The following is a 17,743-nucleotide window of genomic DNA, read 5'->3' on the forward strand; positions in this document are numbered from 1 at the left end:
TACTACTAAAAATCACTGCTATTTATGACTATTCTTGACGGAAAAAAAGTAAGCAACGACATAAAAAACGAGATTACCGCTGAGGTTAATAAGATGAAAGAGCGAGGCGAGAAAGTGCCTCATCTTGCAGCAATTATCGTGGGTAATGACGGTGCCAGTCTTACATATGTAAATAGTAAAGTGAAAGCCTGTGAACGTGTGGGTTTTGAATCTACTATGGTGCGTATGCCCAGCACCACAAGTGAATATGAGTTACTTTCTAAAATAAAAGAACTCAACGAGAATGACGATATTGATGGTTTTATAGTTCAACTACCTTTACCCCCGCAGATCAATACTCAGGAAGTTTTAATGACCGTAAATCCTGATAAAGATGTAGATGGTTTTCATCCTACAAACTTTGGGAAAATGGCTTTAGATATGAGCACATTTATACCGGCAACTCCTTTTGGTATTCTTGAGCTTTTAGAGCGTTATGAAGTAGAAACACAAGGTAAACATACAGTAGTTATAGGGAGAAGCCATATTGTAGGTCGCCCTATGAGTATTTTAATGGGAAGAAAAGGTTTCCCGGGAAATTCTACAGTTACATTAACTCATAGCCGCACAAAGAATATTACGCAAATCACCTCTCAGGCAGATATTATAATTTCGGCATTAGGTGTGCCCGGCTTTCTAAAAGCCGAAATGGTAAAAGATGATGTTGTAATTATAGATGTAGGTATTACTCGCGTGCCAGATGAAACTCGTGAAAGAGGCTATTATTTAACCGGTGACGTAGATTACGAGAACGTAAGTAAAAAAGCGAGTTACATTACACCTGTACCTGGCGGGGTAGGACCAATGACCATCGCAATGCTTCTTAAAAACACACTGCTTGCTAGAGATCGCCATCGCGCCAGAAAAGCATAATTGATTTTTTACTCAATATAGAGGTGACGAGCTGCCAGGGCAGCACCTATAATACCGGCGTGATTCTTTGTATGTGCAGCAACGATTGGCACATCAACTTTCAATTTATTTCGGTATTCTTCCAGGTTTTTGCTCGCACCACCGCCTATTATGATAAGATCGGGATCGCTTATAGTTGTGACGATCTGTAAAAATTTATTGAAGCGTTTACCCCATTTTTTAAAGCTCATATCCTTACGCAGACGTACTGCTCTTGAAGCATATTGCTCTATGTTCATTCCTTTTTTATAGGGCAGCTGGCCAAGTTCCCAGTTAGGGAGTAACTCGCCATTGTAAAAAACTCCACTGCCTATTCCTGTTCCTACAGTAAAAACCATAACCAGACCTTTTTCATCTTTGCCTACGCCAAATGTCATTTCGGCAAGACCAGCAGCATCTGCATCATTTATGACTGCAACGGGAAGACCTATATGCTGTGAGATCATATCGTCTACCTGAACTCCCACCCAGGCGGGATCGAGATTTCCGTGTTGTAAAGCTTTTCCTCTATGTATAACAGTGGGGAAACCAACTCCTACAGGACCCTTCCAGTCCCATTCTTTCACAATTTCCCCAATGGTTTTAACCATGGCCTTAGGAGTACGAGGGATAGGAGTAGGCAATCTATAGCGTTCACCTATGTAATCTTCAGTTTCTAAATTTACCGGAACACCTTTTATTCCTGTGCCTCCTACATCAATTCCCAAAATTTCCATATACCCTAGTTTTGTGGGGTCAAAAAAAAGGAATATTTATCAATACCCGAAGAATATGACTTAATTTTTCTTCAGAAAGCAAATTTGGTGGAAATTGAATAGGAAAAAATCTGCCTGCAGAGGCTAAAAATTGGTGCAAAAAGGCTAAAAATTAGCTCAAAATGCAAAGTTCTATAGCCGCTCTTCTGTCTCTGCCGGCGGTTGTTTGCCGTATTCTTTTTTATAAATTTTCACAATAAGTAAAAACAGGCTTATTAAGAGTGGGCCAAATATTAGCCCTATAAATCCAAATAGAGGAACACCTACAATCACTCCAAATAAAGTTACCAGAGGATGTACATTAGCGAGACGTTCAAGTACATAAAGTCTAATGATATTGTCTGTAGAACCTACCACAACAAACCCATAAATAGCAATACCAATTGCTTGGCCTACATCACCGCTGGAAAAAAGCAAAATCGTAACGGGAACTATGCCAAGTAGCGTGCCTATAAATGGTATCATAGAGCCAATGGCAGTGATGACAAACCAAAAGAATGGATCTGGAACACCGAATATAAAAAAGCCTACTAATGCAACGATACCCTGTGCCAGCGCCACAAGAGGAATACCTAAAGCATTAGATTTTACCATAGCCGTACTTTCTGTTGCAATGGTTTTAATATTGTCTGAAGCTAGTGGAATATATTCATACAGCGAATTCTGCAATGTCTTTCTGTTGATTAACATGTAGTAAAGCATAAAATACATGATACCTATTGCAATAAATGCTGTGAAAGTTCCCCCGGCTAATGATTGCAGGTGAGTAGAGATCCATTCTGTTACCGCATTAGTATCTATAGAATCGCTTACTTTGTACCCTAATTGTGATTCCCACTGCGAGACATGCTCTTTAATAGCGTCTACAACTTTAGCCGAATTTGATACAGCCTTACCTATTTTGTTAGTTAGCATTAAGACAATCAACCCCACAGGAACTAAAATCGCCAGGAAGGAAAAAACCATGAGTAAAGCAGCGGCAAGACTTTTGTTCCAGCCTCTGTCTACCAGATTATTCATCCATTTTTTAAGGAGAACATGCAGAGTAATTGCTCCTAATACTCCTGAGAGATAAGGAATCATTTCCAGAAAAATCAGAACAAATAAAAATAGAATGAGCAGAAGTATGAACAACTGTCTTACTAAGGTTGGTTTTAGTTGTTGTGGCATGTTATTTAGCGAATAATTGACTCATGTCTTTAAAGCTTTTAAATTCAAGGGCATTGCCACAAGGGTCGTAAAAGAACATTGTTGCTTGCTCGCCCACTTGCCCCTTAAAGCGTATGTAGGGTTCAATTATAAAATTAATTCCCTTTGCAGTTAATTTTTTAGAGAAGTTCTGAAAATCATTCCATTCCAGAACTACGCCATAGTGAGGTACCGGAACTGCTTTGCCGTCAACTGCATTATGATGTACAGCAGCTGATTCTTCTTTTGGCTTATAATGAATAACCAGTTGATGACCAAAAAAATCAAAGTCTACCCATTGATCGCTACAGCGACCTTCAGTAAGTTCAAGGGTGTCACGATAAAATTTTCGGGCTTCGTCAAGTTGGTCTACAGGAATGGCTAGATGAAAAGGTGCAGGCATTTAAATCATGGTTAGGTTACAGGTAAATATAATAATTAGATAAACAGTAATTTAAATGATCTCAGAATTATCAATTATTCCTTAAAGCATCTATCAATTCTTTTTTAGTCATTTTAGATCTGCCTTCAATACCTACTTTCTTTGCTTCCTCGTAAAGATCTTCTTTTGTGCGATCTTCATACTTATTTGCTTTGCCACCTTTTTTACCAGAATCTTCTGTGTTTGCTATGCGTGCTGCTTTCTCTTTGCTGTATCCTTTATCTGTTAAAGCGTCGTATTGCTTTTCATTTTTAATACGTGGGTTGTTTGGCATGGCTGTATACTTTAAATGATACTTTACTAATTTCTCACTTAAATGTACGCAGAAGCTCCTTGCCTGTGATAAAGGTTAACAAGGGTTTAAAAAAGAATTAATAGAAATTAAGATTAAATCTAGCTCTCGCGCCTTCTTCTTTTTTTTGAAATATGCGGGCTACTGTATTTATTTTCGATTGGTTTAGAAGGGGCGGCGTGCTCCTCATACGTCTTACTACTGTCTTTTAGCAGGTCTTGTAAGTGAGAGAGTTCTGCTTTAGTGAAATTGCGATATTGACCAACGGGAACGTCTAGTGAAATATTCATGATGCGCACACGTTTCAGTTTTGTGACGTTGTAACCCAGATATTCGCACATGCGGCGTATCTGCCTGTTTAAGCCTTGGGTAAGAATAATTTTAAATTGCTTCTTTCCTATCTGCTCTACTTCACATTCTCTGGTAATAGTATCAAGAATAGGAACTCCCGCAGACATTTGTGCTATGAACTGCGCAGTAATTGGCTTATCAACATTTACAATATATTCTTTATCGTGATTGTTTCTGGCACGTAAAATTTTATTTACAATATCACCATCGTTGGTAAGAAAGATGAGACCTTCACTTGCTTTGTCAAGACGACCAATAGGGAAAATACGGGAAGGATAATTTATGTAATCTATGATGTTATCTTTTTCTACTCGCGTATCTGTAGTACAAACAATGCCTACAGGTTTATTAAAAGCGATATAGATAAGTGGTTCTTCACGCTCTGTTATAAGCTTGCCGTCTACACGTATTTCATCTGCAGCGCTAACTTTAGTACCCATTTCTGGAATGGCTCCATTAATAGTAATGCGGCCTGCATCTATTAATTTATCTGCGTGACGTCTTGAGCAGTAGCCTACTTCGCTTAAGTATTTATTTATACGTGTTAGATTCTCTTCTGCCATCAAATGGATACTGTGATAGGTTTAATCTTCTTTTAAAAACTTTATAATTTCGTCATTCACAAAATCACTATAGAGCGAATGATTTAATCCTTCGGTTTCAATAAGTTTAGATTTATTCCAATTTTTATGAATATTGCGTGAACCTTCTACTGAGGTTATTTTGTCGTTTTTATCGTGAATGATCAGACCATGAACATCTAGTTTTTGAGCAAAAGCTGAAGCTGAAAATTCTTTGGTCTTAAAGCCAAAATTCTTCTGAAAATATGCATCCAGAATGTTTAAAACCCGCTTATCAAGGCCTAAAATCTGCTGATAATCTGCAATTATCGTCTCTAATTGATCTGGAGGACCAAGAATTACCAATTTTTTTATATCTGCTGATGGATGCAAACTTTGATTATAGATGGCAGTAAGTGCGCCAATGCTGTGACCAATTAAAAATTCAGGATTGTAAATTTCTATCATCTGCTGCAGCGCCTTCTCGTAAATGGGAACGTACAATCTGTCGCCATCACTATAACCATGTGCGGGAGCATCAAAAGCTATTATATTGTAATTTTCTTTATGCAGTTGTTCTACAAGAACCTTCCATCTGTGGGTGTGACTCTCCCAACCGTGAATTAGAAGAATGGTTTTGCCGCTGCCGGCCCATCTGTAGGTTTGTAATTTTAGATTTTCAACTGTGATTGTCCTGTCGCGAGAAGGATCCATAAAATCTTTATGATGATCGCCTACTTTGCCTTGTCTGGGTTTACTAAAGAGCGCAAATGCACGATGAGCTGCCCTGTCTGGAGCTATTATAGACAATGTATTGATGTATTTACCTATAGCCTTGGGAACAAATCGCTTTAAACTTTCACGCATAAAAACCTTTCATTTAACTATTGTCAAAGATAGTGGTTCTTAAGAAGAATATAATTTAATCAGCGCTATTGTTGCTGTCGTGATATTTAAGTAAAGAAATACCTGATAAAAAGAAGATAACGCCTAAAATAGCCAGAGCCCACGGACTGAGTCCTAATTCAAAACTTCCAAAGATTCCCAAAACGCCAAAAACCAGGGAAATAGCGCCACCTATAGTTAGAGTTATTCCTAATACTTTTATCATTATTGGAGATTTAAAATTTCATTGAAATTAGAGGTTCTCACAGAGACAAACCAGAAGATTAACGCCGCATTAAGTGGTATTTGTGATTTCCTTTTATTTTGACTCGATCAATTTTTTTATTTCGCTTATCGCTTCCTGCTCATCGCCCCAGCCTTCAATAATTAGTTGATCTGTATCATAATTTACAAACCATAATTCAATTATTTTCTTAGCACCTTTAAAGTTTGTGGCAAAGCTTTGATAGGTTTCTGTATCAATCGTGCGCTCATCTCGATTAGCAGGAACCGCAATTATCTTATAATCCTGATCGCCTTTGTCTATCAATTTTAATACAGCTATAGGTATAATGTTTATTACGGTTGCAGTGGGAAGACTTTCACTTAAAACAAGAACATCAAGAGCATCACCATCCCCACCTTTTTCTGGGTCACTTAATGTTGAAGGTATAAACCCATAATTGCCGGGATATCCTATAAAATTTATAGAACGGTCTTTACCTTCTTTTTGGTCTGGCAGAAATTGCTTTAGCTCTTTATTGTATTCTATTTTTAAGTTGGTGCCGGCAGGTATTTCTACCACAGCCTGAAGTATGCCGTTTTCATTAAATGTGTCAAGATGGTAAAAATCCTGCCGCATGCATGCAGTCAAGCAAAGACACAAAAGCAGGATTATTTTTTTCATTCTGCGTCGCGATGTACCAGGTTAAAATTAAAAGCGGGAGTACAAACAGAAATATAAACACAGGGTTGATCAAAAGGATTGCTATACTGCACACGTGTATTAGCGTCTATCTTAATTGATTCGCCTGCATTTAAAATAACAGTTTCCTCTTCTATTTTAAACTGTTTTTTACCACTTATAACAAAGGTATACTCAGTAAATTCTGGTTTTTGATAAGGTTCACTCCACCCTGGCGGAGCGATCATGTGTGCAATGCTAATATCGCTGTTGCCATCGCTTGCCAGGCCAAAATGCTCGGCTATTTTTTTACCGTCATCTGTGGGGACAATAAAAGGCGATTTCTGTACTCTGTAATTCTTCATAGAATTGATTCTTACCAGCCAATCATAAAATATTTGATCTTAGCACTATCTGGTATATGTACTTCATCAACTTTAGCAGACATGTCAAATTGTAATTCGCTGGGCAGTTCCTTCTTATCTATTGTAAAGTAGGCGTTGATATCATCTACAAAAACCACGATACTCGTAAGAAGAGTTTCTATTTTAGAAATTTTATAGGCATTTTTAATATCCTTAAAAGTGCTATTGAGAGTAATACCTTCTTCAGTTTTGTAACGAGGATCAAAGATCTGGATTGTTTTTATGGTACTTGTTTTCTCGTCTGTTTTAGGTTTTAAACTGAGCAATTGTGCGTCATTCTCATAGATTTCTATGGCATCTGAACCGATTTTTGCTCCCTGTGGGTTGGTTTTACTAACTACTTTTTGATCTTTAAAGAGGGTTTCCAGTTCATTTACAGTAGATTCCTGAGTTAGCGGTCCTACGCTGGTTGAGGTAATTGCAAAAGGATCATCATTATTACATGATATTAAAAATAAAGAGGCAAAAAATGTAACGATTAATCGCTTGGTCATAGGTAATTTATTTATTGAAATTAATTCTAAATGTTGTTTTGATACTTTGTGCTGAAATCTGGGTTTTCTGGTCTATTTGATCATTTTTCCCAATATCCCCAGAACTCCGCGTATAACGGTAGCGCTTGTGAGAACTTTAATTATAGCGCGTTCTGTAGTGCTAGATGGTGAAGTTGTTTTTCTTGAAGAAGACATTTTAGCTCTTTCGCTTTTAGCCTTTTCTTTTACCTCTTCACTTTCGGCTTTTTCTATTTTCTCATTAAGAATTTCGTAAGCACTATCTCTGTCAATAGATTTATTATACTTTGTAACTAAAGATGAACTATTGTTTATCGCGTTAATTTCATCTTGAGTTAAAATATCCATTCTCGACATAGGTGCTCGCATCATTGTGGCGGCAAGCGGAGTAGGACGGCCTTTCTCATCAAGGGCAGAAACTAAGGCTTCTCCTATACCTAACGAAGTTAAAACCTCTTTGGTGTCGTAATATTCTGAGATAGGATAGTTTTCTGCGGTTAGTTTTATAGCTTTTCTGTCTTTTGCGGTAAAAGCTCTTAAAGCATGCTGCACCTTTAACCCTAACTGGCTAAGAACTCCTTCTGGTACATCTGTAGGATTCTGGGTGACAAAATATAATCCCACGCCCTTTGAGCGTATCAATTTTACTATACTTTCGATCTGGCTGTGAAGCGCTTTAGAAGCTTCTTTAAAAATAAGGTGAGCTTCATCTATAAAAATGACAAGTTCTGGCTGGTTGCTGTCGCCCTGTTCAGGAAAAGTGCTATAGATTTCGGCCAGTAAACTCAATATAAAAGTAGAGAAAAGTTTAGGTCTGTCCTGAATGTCTGTAAGGCGAATTATACTGATCACACCTCTTCCGTTCTCATCAAGGCGTTGTAGATCCTGAACTTCAAATGATTTTTCGCCAAAGAAAATATCAGCATCCTGTTGTTCAAGTTCTACTATTTTACGCAAAATTGAACCTGCAGAAGCTGTAGAGATACGGCCGTATGATTCTTGCATTTCTGCTCTGCCTTCATTGGTAGCATATTGCAAAACCTTTTTAAAGTCTTTTAGGTCTAAAAGAGGGAGTTTATTATCATCACAATATTTAAATAGAATAGAGATAATTCCAGATTGCGCGTCTGTAGCGTCTATTATTCGCGAGAAGAGAACTGGCCCAAACTCGCTAACAGTCGCGCGCAAACGCACTCCGTTTTGTTCTGAAAGGGTAAGAATCTCTACGGGAAAATCTTTAGGCGTATAAGGTAAACCGATTTTTGCATGTCTTTCATCGATTTTTGCATGTCCGGCGCTGGCTTTTGCAATACCACTCAGGTCACCTTTCATATCCATAAGCAGAACCGGCACTCCTTTTTCTGAAAGATTTTCTGCAAGCACCTGCAATGTTTTTGTTTTACCTGTCCCGGTTGCTCCTGCAATTAGACCGTGCCTGTTCAATGTTTTTAACGGTACTTTTACGTGGGCATCTGTAATCGTCTCACCATCTAACATGGCTGCTCCTAAAATTATAGAGTCTCCTTTAAAGGTGTTACCAGTAGTTATGCTTTCTGTGAATGCTTCTATTTTGCTCATGAGCCTTATTTGAGCCAAAAATAATGATTAAATAAGAAAAGCTGCACTTGCAAATTTTATTATTAAAGCGGGGAACTACTTGTATCTAATTTTTATCTCAACTTTATGAAATGCCTTATCTTTGCGGCCTATGACAAAAGAGGCAATTGCAAGTAGAGTAGAGTTAGGAGAATTACTACCGTTAATGGAAGAATTCTATACCATACAGGGGGAAGGATATCACACCGGCACCGCGGCATATTTTATACGCGTGGGCGGTTGTGATGTGGGATGTCACTGGTGCGATGTTAAAGAAAGTTGGGATGCGGCTATACACCCGCCTACAGAAGCGCAGGTAATAGCAGATCATGCTTCCAGATATAGTAATACAGTTGTTGTTACCGGTGGTGAACCTTTAATGTGGGATATGAATCACCTTACAGGTTTGCTAAAAGCGAAAGGGCTCAATGTTCATATAGAAACTTCAGGAGCTTATAAATTGTCTGGTCATTGGGACTGGATATGTCTTTCGCCTAAAAAGAGAATGCTGCCTACAGCAGAGATCTATCCTGTTGCACATGAGCTTAAGGTGATAGTTTACAACAAAGCAGATTTTGCTTTCGCCGAAGAACATGCAGCAAAAGTAGGATCTCATTGCGAGTTGTATCTTCAGCCTGAATGGAGTGTGCGCGAGAAAATGACACCTTTAATAGTAGAATATGTGATGAGCAATCCTAAATGGAAGATTAGCTTACAGACACATAAATATTTAAATATACCGTAAACGAAAAAAGCTTCCTAAATGGAAGCTTTTTTATATTTATACACCGATTTTTCTTGAGATTACATCTGCTCAAAAGGAACCTGAACATAAGTGTTGTCCCATCCTAAAAGCATATCTGTTCCATCAGTTTTAGGTTGAAATGAGATAGAAAATGATTCTAAAGGATTAGATAATTTTCTTGCAGGAGCTTTAATTCTAACTACGTCACGTTCTTGTTTGTAGCCAAAAGCTCCCCAGGTGTTAACGTCTTTATTAAATATGATAGTCCACTCTTTTTCTCCCGGTATAGTAAATAAAGAATAAGTTCCGGCCTTAATGGTTTTGTCGCCTACTGTCATGTCTTTATAAAAAGTGATCTCTGTAGACTCATTTGCTCCGGTACGCCATACTTCATCGTATTTTACGAGTTCGCCAAAGATCTTACGATCTTTTTTCTGTGGTCTGCTGTAAATAACACGTATTAAAGGCGCTTTATCCTGACCTCGGTACATGGCAATATCCATAGGACTTGGGTCAAGGTTTGCAAATTTTGGTTCTTGTGCTACTGCTGTAAATGTGAATAGCAATATTAAAGTGGTGACTACAAAAGATTTCATAATAGTTATATAATTGATTTTTGCAAAATTACAAGCTTTTAAGTACAACTACGTTAAGACAATAATAAAATGGAAGAAGCAAATTCTCATTTATTATTTATAACAGCTTAAGCTTTATTAATGATTTTCAATCATCGCTAAAATTGAAATTATTGTTATAATATGTAAGTTAATAATGTAATTTGCTTTCAGGTTTAGAAGTGCTTGTGCATCTTTGACCTTTCAAATTAAAACAAATGTTATGTGCGGAATAGTATGTGCCTACGAGCTTAAACAAAAAGCAGAAGATTTAAGGCCTCAAATTTTAGAAATGTCTAAAAAGATAAGACACCGCGGTCCAGACTGGAATGGTGTTTATAGTGATGATAAAGCAATTTTAGCCCATGAGCGTCTTTCTATAGTTGATCCTGCCTCAGGAAAACAACCTTTATTAAGTCCTGACGGGAAGTTGATTTTAGCTGCTAACGGGGAGATTTACAATCACAAAGAGTTAAGAAAGCAATTTGCCGGTAAATATGATTTTAAAACTGAATCTGATTGTGAGGTAATACTTGCGCTTTATCAGGAAAAAGGACCTGATTTTTTGGATGAACTTAACGGGATTTTTGCTTTTTCACTTTATGATGCAGAAAAAGATGAGTATCTGGTTGCGCGAGATCATATGGGTATTATCCCACTATATATGGGTTGGGATCAATACGGCACTTTTTATGTAGCTTCAGAATTAAAAGCCCTTGAAGGTACGTGTACAAAAATTGAACTTTTTCCTCCGGGACATTATTTATACAGCAAAGACGGTGAGGTAACCAGATGGTACAAAAGAGATTGGATGGAGTATGATGCGGTAAAAGATAATGAAACAAGTATTCAGAAGTTAAAAGATGCTTTAGAGGCTGCTGTGCATAGACAACTAATGTCTGATGTACCTTACGGTGTATTGCTTTCTGGTGGATTAGATTCTTCAATCACTTCCGCTGTAGCGAAAAAATATGCAGAAAAAAGAATTGAGTCAGACGATACTACGGCAGCGTGGTGGCCGCGATTGCACTCTTTCTCTGTAGGTTTAGAGGGTTCTCCAGATCTGGCTGCTGCACAAAAGGTAGCAGATCATATTGGGACTGTACACCATGAGATCAAGTTTACCATTCAGGAAGGTCTAGATGCAATTAAAGATGTGATTTATAACCTTGAGACTTATGATATAACAACAATTAGAGCATCAACTCCTATGTACTTAATGGCTCGTGTTATTAAGTCTATGGGTGTAAAAATGGTCCTATCAGGAGAAGGAGCAGATGAGATCTTTGGTGGTTATTTATATTTTCACAAAGCGCCAAGTGCTAAAGACTTTCATGAAGAAACTGTACGCAAGCTCGATAAGTTACATATGTACGACTGTTTACGTGCTAATAAAAGTCTTGCGGCTTGGGGTATTGAAGGTCGTGTGCCATTCTTAGATAAAGAATTTATGGATGTTGCCATGAGCATCAACCCTCAGGATAAAATGATAAACGGTGAGCGTATGGAGAAATGGGTGATCCGTAAAGCGTTTGAATCTTATTTGCCAGAAAGTGTAGCGTGGAGACAAAAAGAACAATTCTCTGATGGTGTAGGTTACAGCTGGATTGATACCTTGAAGAAAGTAGTGAATGAAAAAGTAAGTGATGAGCAACTTGCTAACGCTCATTACAGATTTCCTATACAAACCCCACAGAATAAAGAAGAGTTTTATTACCGCTCAATTTTTGAAGGTCACTTCCCAAGTGATGCTGCAGCGCTAAGTGTACCACAGGAACCATCTGTGGCCTGTAGTTCAAGAATTGCTTTAGAGTGGGATGAGGCTTTTAAGAACATGAACGATCCTAGCGGTAGAGCTGTGGCAAATGTTCATTCAGATGCGTACGTAAAAGCTTAATTTTCGTTTTAAACTTACAGGAAAAAGCACTCCAGACCGGGGTGCTTTTTTATTGCGATAATTGGCCATTTTGACCGATTTTCACCTCAAATGACCTGCTATTTTAAATATCCGCAAAAAAGGGCTGTTTTTTCCACAGATTGTTGATAACTTAACAGGTTTGGCGCGGGTTTTGCTCAGGTAAAGGGTTGTCTTTCTTTATATTTGTTTGCTAGCGAAATTGCCACCCGTAAACATCCAGCTAACGATGTTTTTCAGGGTTAATTACGTTTGGTTAACAAGCTGTATAATAAATAGCTAAGACCCTAAATTTAAAAGTGAAATATGAGCGAAGAAGTTAATAAGCAGCAATATTCGGCCGATAGTATTCAGGCGCTTGAGGGAATGGAGCATGTGCGTATGCGCCCTTCAATGTATATTGGTGATGTAGGTGTAAGAGGTTTGCACCATCTTGTTTATGAAGTAGTAGATAACTCCATTGATGAAGCGATGGGTGGCTATTGTGATGAGATTAGCGTTGTTATTAACGAGAATAACTCCATCACAACAAAAGATAATGGTAGAGGTATTCCTGTAGACCTGCACAAAAAAGAAGGAGTATCTGCACTTGAGGTTGTTATGACTAAAATAGGTGCGGGTGGTAAATTTGATAAAGATTCATATAAAGTTTCCGGGGGTTTGCACGGGGTGGGTGTGAGTTGTGTTAATGCACTTTCAGATCATTTAACTGCAACTGTACATCGTGATGGTACTATCTGGGAGCAAGAGTACGAGAAAGGTAAAGCTTTATATCCTGTAAAATCTATAGGTACTACAGATTACACCGGTACAATTGTAACTTTTTTGCCAGATCCTACGATCTTTCAACAAACTATAGAATACAGCTATGATACTTTGGCTAGCCGTATGCGTGAGTTGGCTTATCTTAATAAAGGTATCACAATTACACTCACAGATAAACGCCAAAAAGACGATAAAGGAGAGCCGGTATGTGAAACATTTCATTCTGAAGAAGGACTGAAAGAATTTGTTCGTTTTCTGGATGGAAACCGTCAGCCTATCATAGGGAATGTTATTTCTATGGAAGGAGAAAAGAATGATATTCCCGTAGAAGTTGCGATGATCTATAACGACAGTTATGCTGAAAATCTGCACTCTTACGTAAACAATATAAACACCCATGAGGGTGGAACACATTTGGCTGGTTTCCGTCGTGGACTTACGGGTTCACTAAAGAAATATGCAGATGCCTCTGGAATGCTTGATAAACTCAAGTTTGATATTGCCGGAGATGATTTTCGCGAAGGCTTAACAGCAATTATTTCAGTAAAAGTAGGTGAGCCCCAATTTGAAGGGCAGACTAAAACTAAGCTGGGAAACAGAGAGGTTACAGCTGCGGTATCTCAAGCAGTTTCAGAAATGCTTGAGATTTATCTTGAGGAGAATCCTGATGATGCTAAAATCATTGTGCAAAAGGTAATTCTTGCTGCTCAGGCTAGACATGCGGCTAAGAAAGCGCGTGAGATGGTGCAGCGTAAAACGGTGATGAGTATAGGTGGTTTACCTGGAAAATTATCAGATTGTTCTGAAACTGATCCTGCTGCTTGTGAAGTATTTCTTGTAGAGGGTGATTCTGCAGGCGGAACTGCAAAAATGGGCCGTAATCGTGAGTTTCAGGCTATTTTGCCACTTCGAGGAAAAATCCTTAATGTGGAAAAAGCTATGCAGCACAAGGTTTTTGAAAATGAAGAAATAAAGAACATTTTCACAGCTTTAGGTGTTACCATTGGTACAGAAGAAGATAGTAAAGCACTTAACCTTTCTAAGTTGCGTTACCATAAAATTGTTATTATGTGTGATGCCGATGTAGATGGTAGCCACATTGCAACTTTAATTCTTACTTTTTTCTTTCGCTATATGCGTGAATTAGTAGAGAATGGGCATGTTTACATTGCAACGCCGCCTCTGTATTTATTGAAAAAAGGTAAAAAATTGAGATACGCCTGGAGTGATAAGGAGCGTGATCAATATAATGAGGAAATGGGTGGTAGTGTAGGCGTTCAGCGTTATAAAGGTTTGGGTGAGATGAATGCAGATCAGCTTTGGGATACAACTATGAATCCTGAATTTCGTACGCTTAGACAGGTTACTATAGATAACGGTACAGAGGCAGACAGAATCTTCTCTATGTTAATGGGAGATGAAGTGCCGCCGCGAAGAGAATTCATTGAGAAAAACGCAATTTATGCAAATATAGATGTGTAAATAAAAATTATTTAAATGTTTTGATGCCTAGTCTTTAAAGACTAGGCATTTTTTTTGTCAAATCTTCGACGAAGAGCGTGACTATTTTTTTATTTTAGCCGCACCAAATTTACCCAAAATGAAAAAATATATTTTTATGTTAGGCTTGCTATGCTGTAGCGGTATGGTTAAAGCACAAGTTTATGGAGGTGGTTTTGAAGCAGTTCTGGGAGCTGGTGATAAAGATGCCTCAGTTTTAATGGGGGCTTATCTTGAGCCTGCAATGGAAGGTCTGGTTTATGCTATGAACGGCGGCTGGTATAGCACAGCTAAAACGCATAAACAATTTGGCTTTGATATTACAATTGCTCTAAACGCTTCTTTGATTCCTTCTGATAAGGAAATGTTTGCTATCTCTAGTCTCGAGTTTGAAAATTCTATTACAGGTTCACCAGATGGTACTCCTACTGTTGCGGGAGATATTGATCCTTCTTTTGTTACGGTTAGAATAGAAGAAACTGGTGAGCAGGTGCAATTTACAATGCCCGAAGGTATTAAGAATGATTTGCCTTTAAGCGCGATGCCTTCTCCTACACTGCAGGGGAGTGTGGGATTATTTCTTGATTCTGATGTTATTATAAGATACACACCGCGTGTAGGTAGTGACGATGTTAAAGGAAGAATATTAGGAGCTGGGTTAAAGCATAATTTGATGCAATATTTTGGTCCGTTAGATAAGTTGCCGCTTAATGCATCGCTATTGTGGGCTTTCACAAATATGAAAGTTGATTATGATATTGAAGATGGAAACGTATTTGATGGTAGTGGTCAGCGAGCAGAATTTAACATGAATGCTTATACCGTACAGGCTTTAGCATCTCTTGATTTTCCTGTATTTAGCATTTACGGTGGTGTAGGATATACGGGAGGTAATTCTAATTTAAAAGTTTTAGGAACATACGAGGTTACATATTCTGTAGAAGGTGTGCCTGTGAGAACCACAACTTATGAAGACCCCATCGATCTAAAATATGATCCTTCTGGCATGAGGGCTACTGTGGGAGCGAGACTTAATCTTTCTGCTTTTAAAATATTTGCAGATTATACTCTTCAGGATTACAACAATATCACAGCAGGTGTAGCTCTTAGTTTTAGGTAGTTAGTATTCTGTTTTTGAATTTCTTAGGATGCATTTTTAGTGTGTCTAATTATTAAAGTAATGCCTATATTTAGTACTTATTTATAGGCATTAATTCTATTATCTAATGAACCTCCAGGATAAACTTGCCTCGCACACAGAGAAAAATACGAGAATAGGTACGCATTATTACGCTTCTTATATTAAAATCACAACATCTATATTAATAGCTCTTGCGATAGCTGTAATATTAGGATGGATTCTTGGTATACGTGTTTTAACCAGTGTGGTGCCAGACTATCCTACCATGAAATTTAATACAGCCCTTGGCTTTTTGTTTCTGGGTGGTGGCATCATGCTTTTATCAATGCGGAAAAACTGGACCAAGCATATTGGGCTATTTTTTCTCTTCCTTCTGCTAGTTTTAGGATGTGCATCAATAAGTCAATATATTTTTCAGCAGGATCTGGGTATAGATCAGCTTTTTTTTAAAGACAGTGAATCTATTGCTATAAGCCACCCCACCCCGGGAAGAATGTCTCAGGTGACCGCTTTGTGTTTTATATTAATGTCGGCTTTTGGCTTCAATTACTTTAGATCTTCAAGTCTTAGAACAGTCGCTCAACTAGCTTTTCATAGTGTTACTTTAATTTCGCTTATAGCGACACTGGCTTATATATTTGATATAGAGGCGGCTTCAAAACTCTCATTTTTTACTACAATGGCCATTCATACCGCTTTGGCATTTTTAGCGATATCAATGGTTGCTTCATTGTTCAACCCCACGTATGGTTTAACAGGTTTGTTCACGGGACATCGTATAGGGAATATAATGGCGCGACGTTTATTCTTTAAAATGGCGATAGCTATTATAGTGGTCGCTTACTTACGCATTCTTCTTGCCAGATATAATCTTGTGAGTGTAGAATTTGGTATTACGCTGCATGCCATTTCTTTTATTATAATTGCTCTCTGTCTCATATTGATGGTCGCAAAAGAGATTAATTTGATTGAGGTGAAAAAGAATGCTGCAGAAGGTAGTCTTTCTCGCTTACGCACATTTCTTGATGCAACGCCAGATGCTTTATTTATAGTAGATGAATATCGAAATATTCACTTGTTGAATGAAGAAGCTGTTACGGCTTTTGGTTACTCGCGTGACGAAATAAAAAACAGAAATCTGGACGTTATTTTGCCTCCAAAGCTCGGTTTTTCAAGGTTTTTGACCGATTTTTCTGAAGGAATAAACGATAAGAAAATAGACAAAGATATTTACGCGATCAAAAAAGATGGTACTAAATTTTCTGTCGAGATCAATCTCAATACGTTCGAAACTCAAGATGGAGATTATTTAACGGTGACAATACGTGATGTAACTGTGAGAAAAAAGGCCGAAGCGGAAATGAAAAATCTCTTAAATATCACAATTGATCAAAATAGCCGACTTAAAAACTTTGCTCATATCGTATCACATAATTTGAGGTCGCATTCTTCTAATATGGAGATGTTGCTTACCTTATATTTAGAAGATAAACCTGAAGAAAAAGATAATCAGATCTTTAATTTTTTGAAAACAGGATGTGATAATTTAAAAGAAACAATAGAACATTTAAATGAGGTTGTTGCAATTAATGCTTTGACTAATGAGAATCTCGAGCCTATAAACCTGAAAAGGGTAGTAAGTTCTTCAATTGAAAATGTAATTCAGCTTGCTAAAGAAAAGGGTGTTGCAATAGAAAATAAAGTAAAGTCTGATATTGATATTTTAGGTGTGAGCGCCTATTTAGACAGTATTGTGCTAAATTTTATCACAAACGGAATTAAATACAGTTGTGACAAACGCCAATCAAAAGTTGTGATTTCTGCTCACAGGCGAAAGGATTTCACTGTTCTGGAAATAAAAGATAACGGGTTAGGTATCGATCTCAAAAGGCATGGCTCTAAATTATTCGGTATGTATAAGACATTTCATAGAAATAAAGATTCACGCGGTATTGGTCTTTTTATAACCAAAAACCAAATTGAGGCCATGGGTGGCAAAGTTGAGGTTGAAAGTACTCCTGATGTGGGCTCGATTTTTAAGATTTACTTTAAAAATACAGTAGAGCAATTGGCTTAATGATTTGATTCTTCTTTGAGATATAAATGGTTTTTCCGCTGCCGGCGAAATTTTTTATTCCTTCATTTAACTTTAAAGTTTACTTAGCATAATAGTGTTAAAGAAATTGTATTTTCGCACTAAAG

General features: G+C 37.7%; 18 protein-coding genes. 6 read left to right on the forward strand and 12 right to left on the reverse strand.

Annotation, left to right across the window (positions count from 1 at the left end; genetic code table 11):
* The first annotated feature begins 24 nt into the window (after positions 1–24).
* Positions 25–912, forward strand: coding sequence for a bifunctional 5,10-methylenetetrahydrofolate dehydrogenase/5,10-methenyltetrahydrofolate cyclohydrolase (locus tag ACH3O9_RS10755; RefSeq protein WP_416440251.1), 888 nt, complete (start codon positions 25–27; stop codon positions 910–912).
* A gap of 8 nt (positions 913–920) precedes the next feature.
* On the opposite strand, the gene ppgK is transcribed toward ACH3O9_RS10755, so the two are convergent.
* The 11 genes from ppgK to ACH3O9_RS10810 all read right to left on the reverse strand — a co-directional run bounded on the left by ppgK (position 921) and on the right by ACH3O9_RS10810 (position 8,843).
* Entirely contained in the window at positions 921–1,667 is a 747-nt protein-coding gene (gene ppgK / locus ACH3O9_RS10760) for a polyphosphate--glucose phosphotransferase (RefSeq protein ID WP_416440253.1), read from the reverse strand.
* 171 nt (positions 1,668–1,838) lie between these two features.
* Entirely contained in the window at positions 1,839–2,876 is a 1,038-nt protein-coding gene (locus tag ACH3O9_RS10765) for an AI-2E family transporter (RefSeq protein WP_416440255.1), read from the reverse strand.
* Between the two features lies 1 nt (position 2,877).
* Positions 2,878–3,297: a VOC family protein gene (locus ACH3O9_RS10770; RefSeq protein WP_416440257.1), complete on the reverse strand. Its 420-nt coding sequence runs from the start codon at positions 3,295–3,297 to the stop codon at positions 2,878–2,880.
* Between the two features lie 70 nt (positions 3,298–3,367).
* The gene (locus tag ACH3O9_RS10775) at positions 3,368–3,610 is read right to left on the reverse strand and encodes a Rho termination factor N-terminal domain-containing protein (protein ID WP_416440259.1); all 243 of its coding nucleotides are present in this window, start codon (positions 3,608–3,610) and stop codon (positions 3,368–3,370) included.
* Between the two features lie 119 nt (positions 3,611–3,729).
* Positions 3,730–4,542: a 23S rRNA pseudouridine(2604) synthase RluF gene (gene rluF / locus ACH3O9_RS10780; protein ID WP_416440261.1), complete on the reverse strand. Its 813-nt coding sequence runs from the start codon at positions 4,540–4,542 to the stop codon at positions 3,730–3,732.
* 21 nt (positions 4,543–4,563) lie between these two features.
* Positions 4,564–5,406 carry an alpha/beta hydrolase gene (locus ACH3O9_RS10785; protein ID WP_416440263.1) on the reverse strand — a complete coding sequence of 281 codons (843 nt, stop codon included), beginning with the start codon at positions 5,404–5,406 and terminating at the stop codon, positions 4,564–4,566.
* A gap of 55 nt (positions 5,407–5,461) precedes the next feature.
* Positions 5,462–5,650, reverse strand: coding sequence for a hypothetical protein (locus tag ACH3O9_RS10790; RefSeq protein ID WP_416440265.1), 189 nt, complete (start codon positions 5,648–5,650; stop codon positions 5,462–5,464).
* 93 nt (positions 5,651–5,743) lie between these two features.
* Positions 5,744–6,331, reverse strand: a complete 588-nt coding sequence (locus tag ACH3O9_RS10795) for an inorganic diphosphatase (RefSeq protein WP_416440267.1) — start codon at positions 6,329–6,331, stop codon at positions 5,744–5,746.
* Positions 6,328–6,693 (reverse strand): cupin domain-containing protein, encoded by a 366-nt coding sequence (locus tag ACH3O9_RS10800; protein ID WP_416440269.1) that lies wholly within the window; start codon positions 6,691–6,693, stop codon positions 6,328–6,330. The genes ACH3O9_RS10795 and ACH3O9_RS10800 overlap by 4 nt, the downstream gene beginning before the upstream one ends.
* An 11-nt stretch (positions 6,694–6,704) precedes the next feature.
* The gene (locus tag ACH3O9_RS10805; RefSeq protein WP_416440271.1) at positions 6,705–7,247 is read right to left on the reverse strand and encodes a hypothetical protein; all 543 of its coding nucleotides are present in this window, start codon (positions 7,245–7,247) and stop codon (positions 6,705–6,707) included.
* Positions 7,248–7,319: 72 nt separating this feature from the next.
* Positions 7,320–8,843: a helicase HerA-like domain-containing protein gene (locus ACH3O9_RS10810; RefSeq protein WP_416440273.1), complete on the reverse strand. Its 1,524-nt coding sequence runs from the start codon at positions 8,841–8,843 to the stop codon at positions 7,320–7,322.
* Between the two features lie 130 nt (positions 8,844–8,973).
* Here ACH3O9_RS10810 and ACH3O9_RS10815 point away from each other — a divergent pair, with 130 nt between their 5' ends.
* Positions 8,974–9,606, forward strand: a complete 633-nt coding sequence (locus ACH3O9_RS10815; protein WP_416440275.1) for a 7-carboxy-7-deazaguanine synthase QueE — start codon at positions 8,974–8,976, stop codon at positions 9,604–9,606.
* A 59-nt stretch (positions 9,607–9,665) separates the two neighbouring features.
* On the opposite strand, the gene ACH3O9_RS10820 is transcribed toward ACH3O9_RS10815, so the two are convergent.
* Positions 9,666–10,202 (reverse strand): DUF2911 domain-containing protein, encoded by a 537-nt coding sequence (locus ACH3O9_RS10820; protein WP_416440277.1) that lies wholly within the window; start codon positions 10,200–10,202, stop codon positions 9,666–9,668.
* Positions 10,203–10,443: 241 nt separating this feature from the next.
* Between ACH3O9_RS10820 and asnB the strand changes: the two genes are divergently transcribed.
* The 4 genes from asnB (at position 10,444) to ACH3O9_RS10840 (ending at position 17,618) form a co-directional block, all read left to right on the forward strand.
* Entirely contained in the window at positions 10,444–12,117 is a 1,674-nt protein-coding gene (gene asnB, locus ACH3O9_RS10825) for an asparagine synthase B (RefSeq protein ID WP_416440279.1), read from the forward strand.
* A 324-nt stretch (positions 12,118–12,441) separates the two neighbouring features.
* Positions 12,442–14,382 carry a DNA topoisomerase (ATP-hydrolyzing) subunit B gene (gyrB, locus tag ACH3O9_RS10830; RefSeq protein ID WP_416440281.1) on the forward strand — a complete coding sequence of 647 codons (1,941 nt, stop codon included), beginning with the start codon at positions 12,442–12,444 and terminating at the stop codon, positions 14,380–14,382.
* Between the two features lie 118 nt (positions 14,383–14,500).
* The gene (locus ACH3O9_RS10835) at positions 14,501–15,520 is read left to right on the forward strand and encodes a DUF6588 family protein (RefSeq protein ID WP_416440283.1); all 1,020 of its coding nucleotides are present in this window, start codon (positions 14,501–14,503) and stop codon (positions 15,518–15,520) included.
* Positions 15,521–15,626: 106 nt separating this feature from the next.
* Complete coding sequence (locus ACH3O9_RS10840) at positions 15,627–17,618, forward strand: sensor histidine kinase (RefSeq protein WP_416440285.1); 1,992 nt, start codon at positions 15,627–15,629, stop codon at positions 17,616–17,618.
* Positions 17,619–17,743 lie beyond the last annotated feature (125 nt).

Origin of the sequence: Leeuwenhoekiella sp. A16, assembly GCF_047946675.1 — a bacterium.
Taxonomy (GTDB): domain Bacteria; phylum Bacteroidota; class Bacteroidia; order Flavobacteriales; family Flavobacteriaceae; genus Leeuwenhoekiella.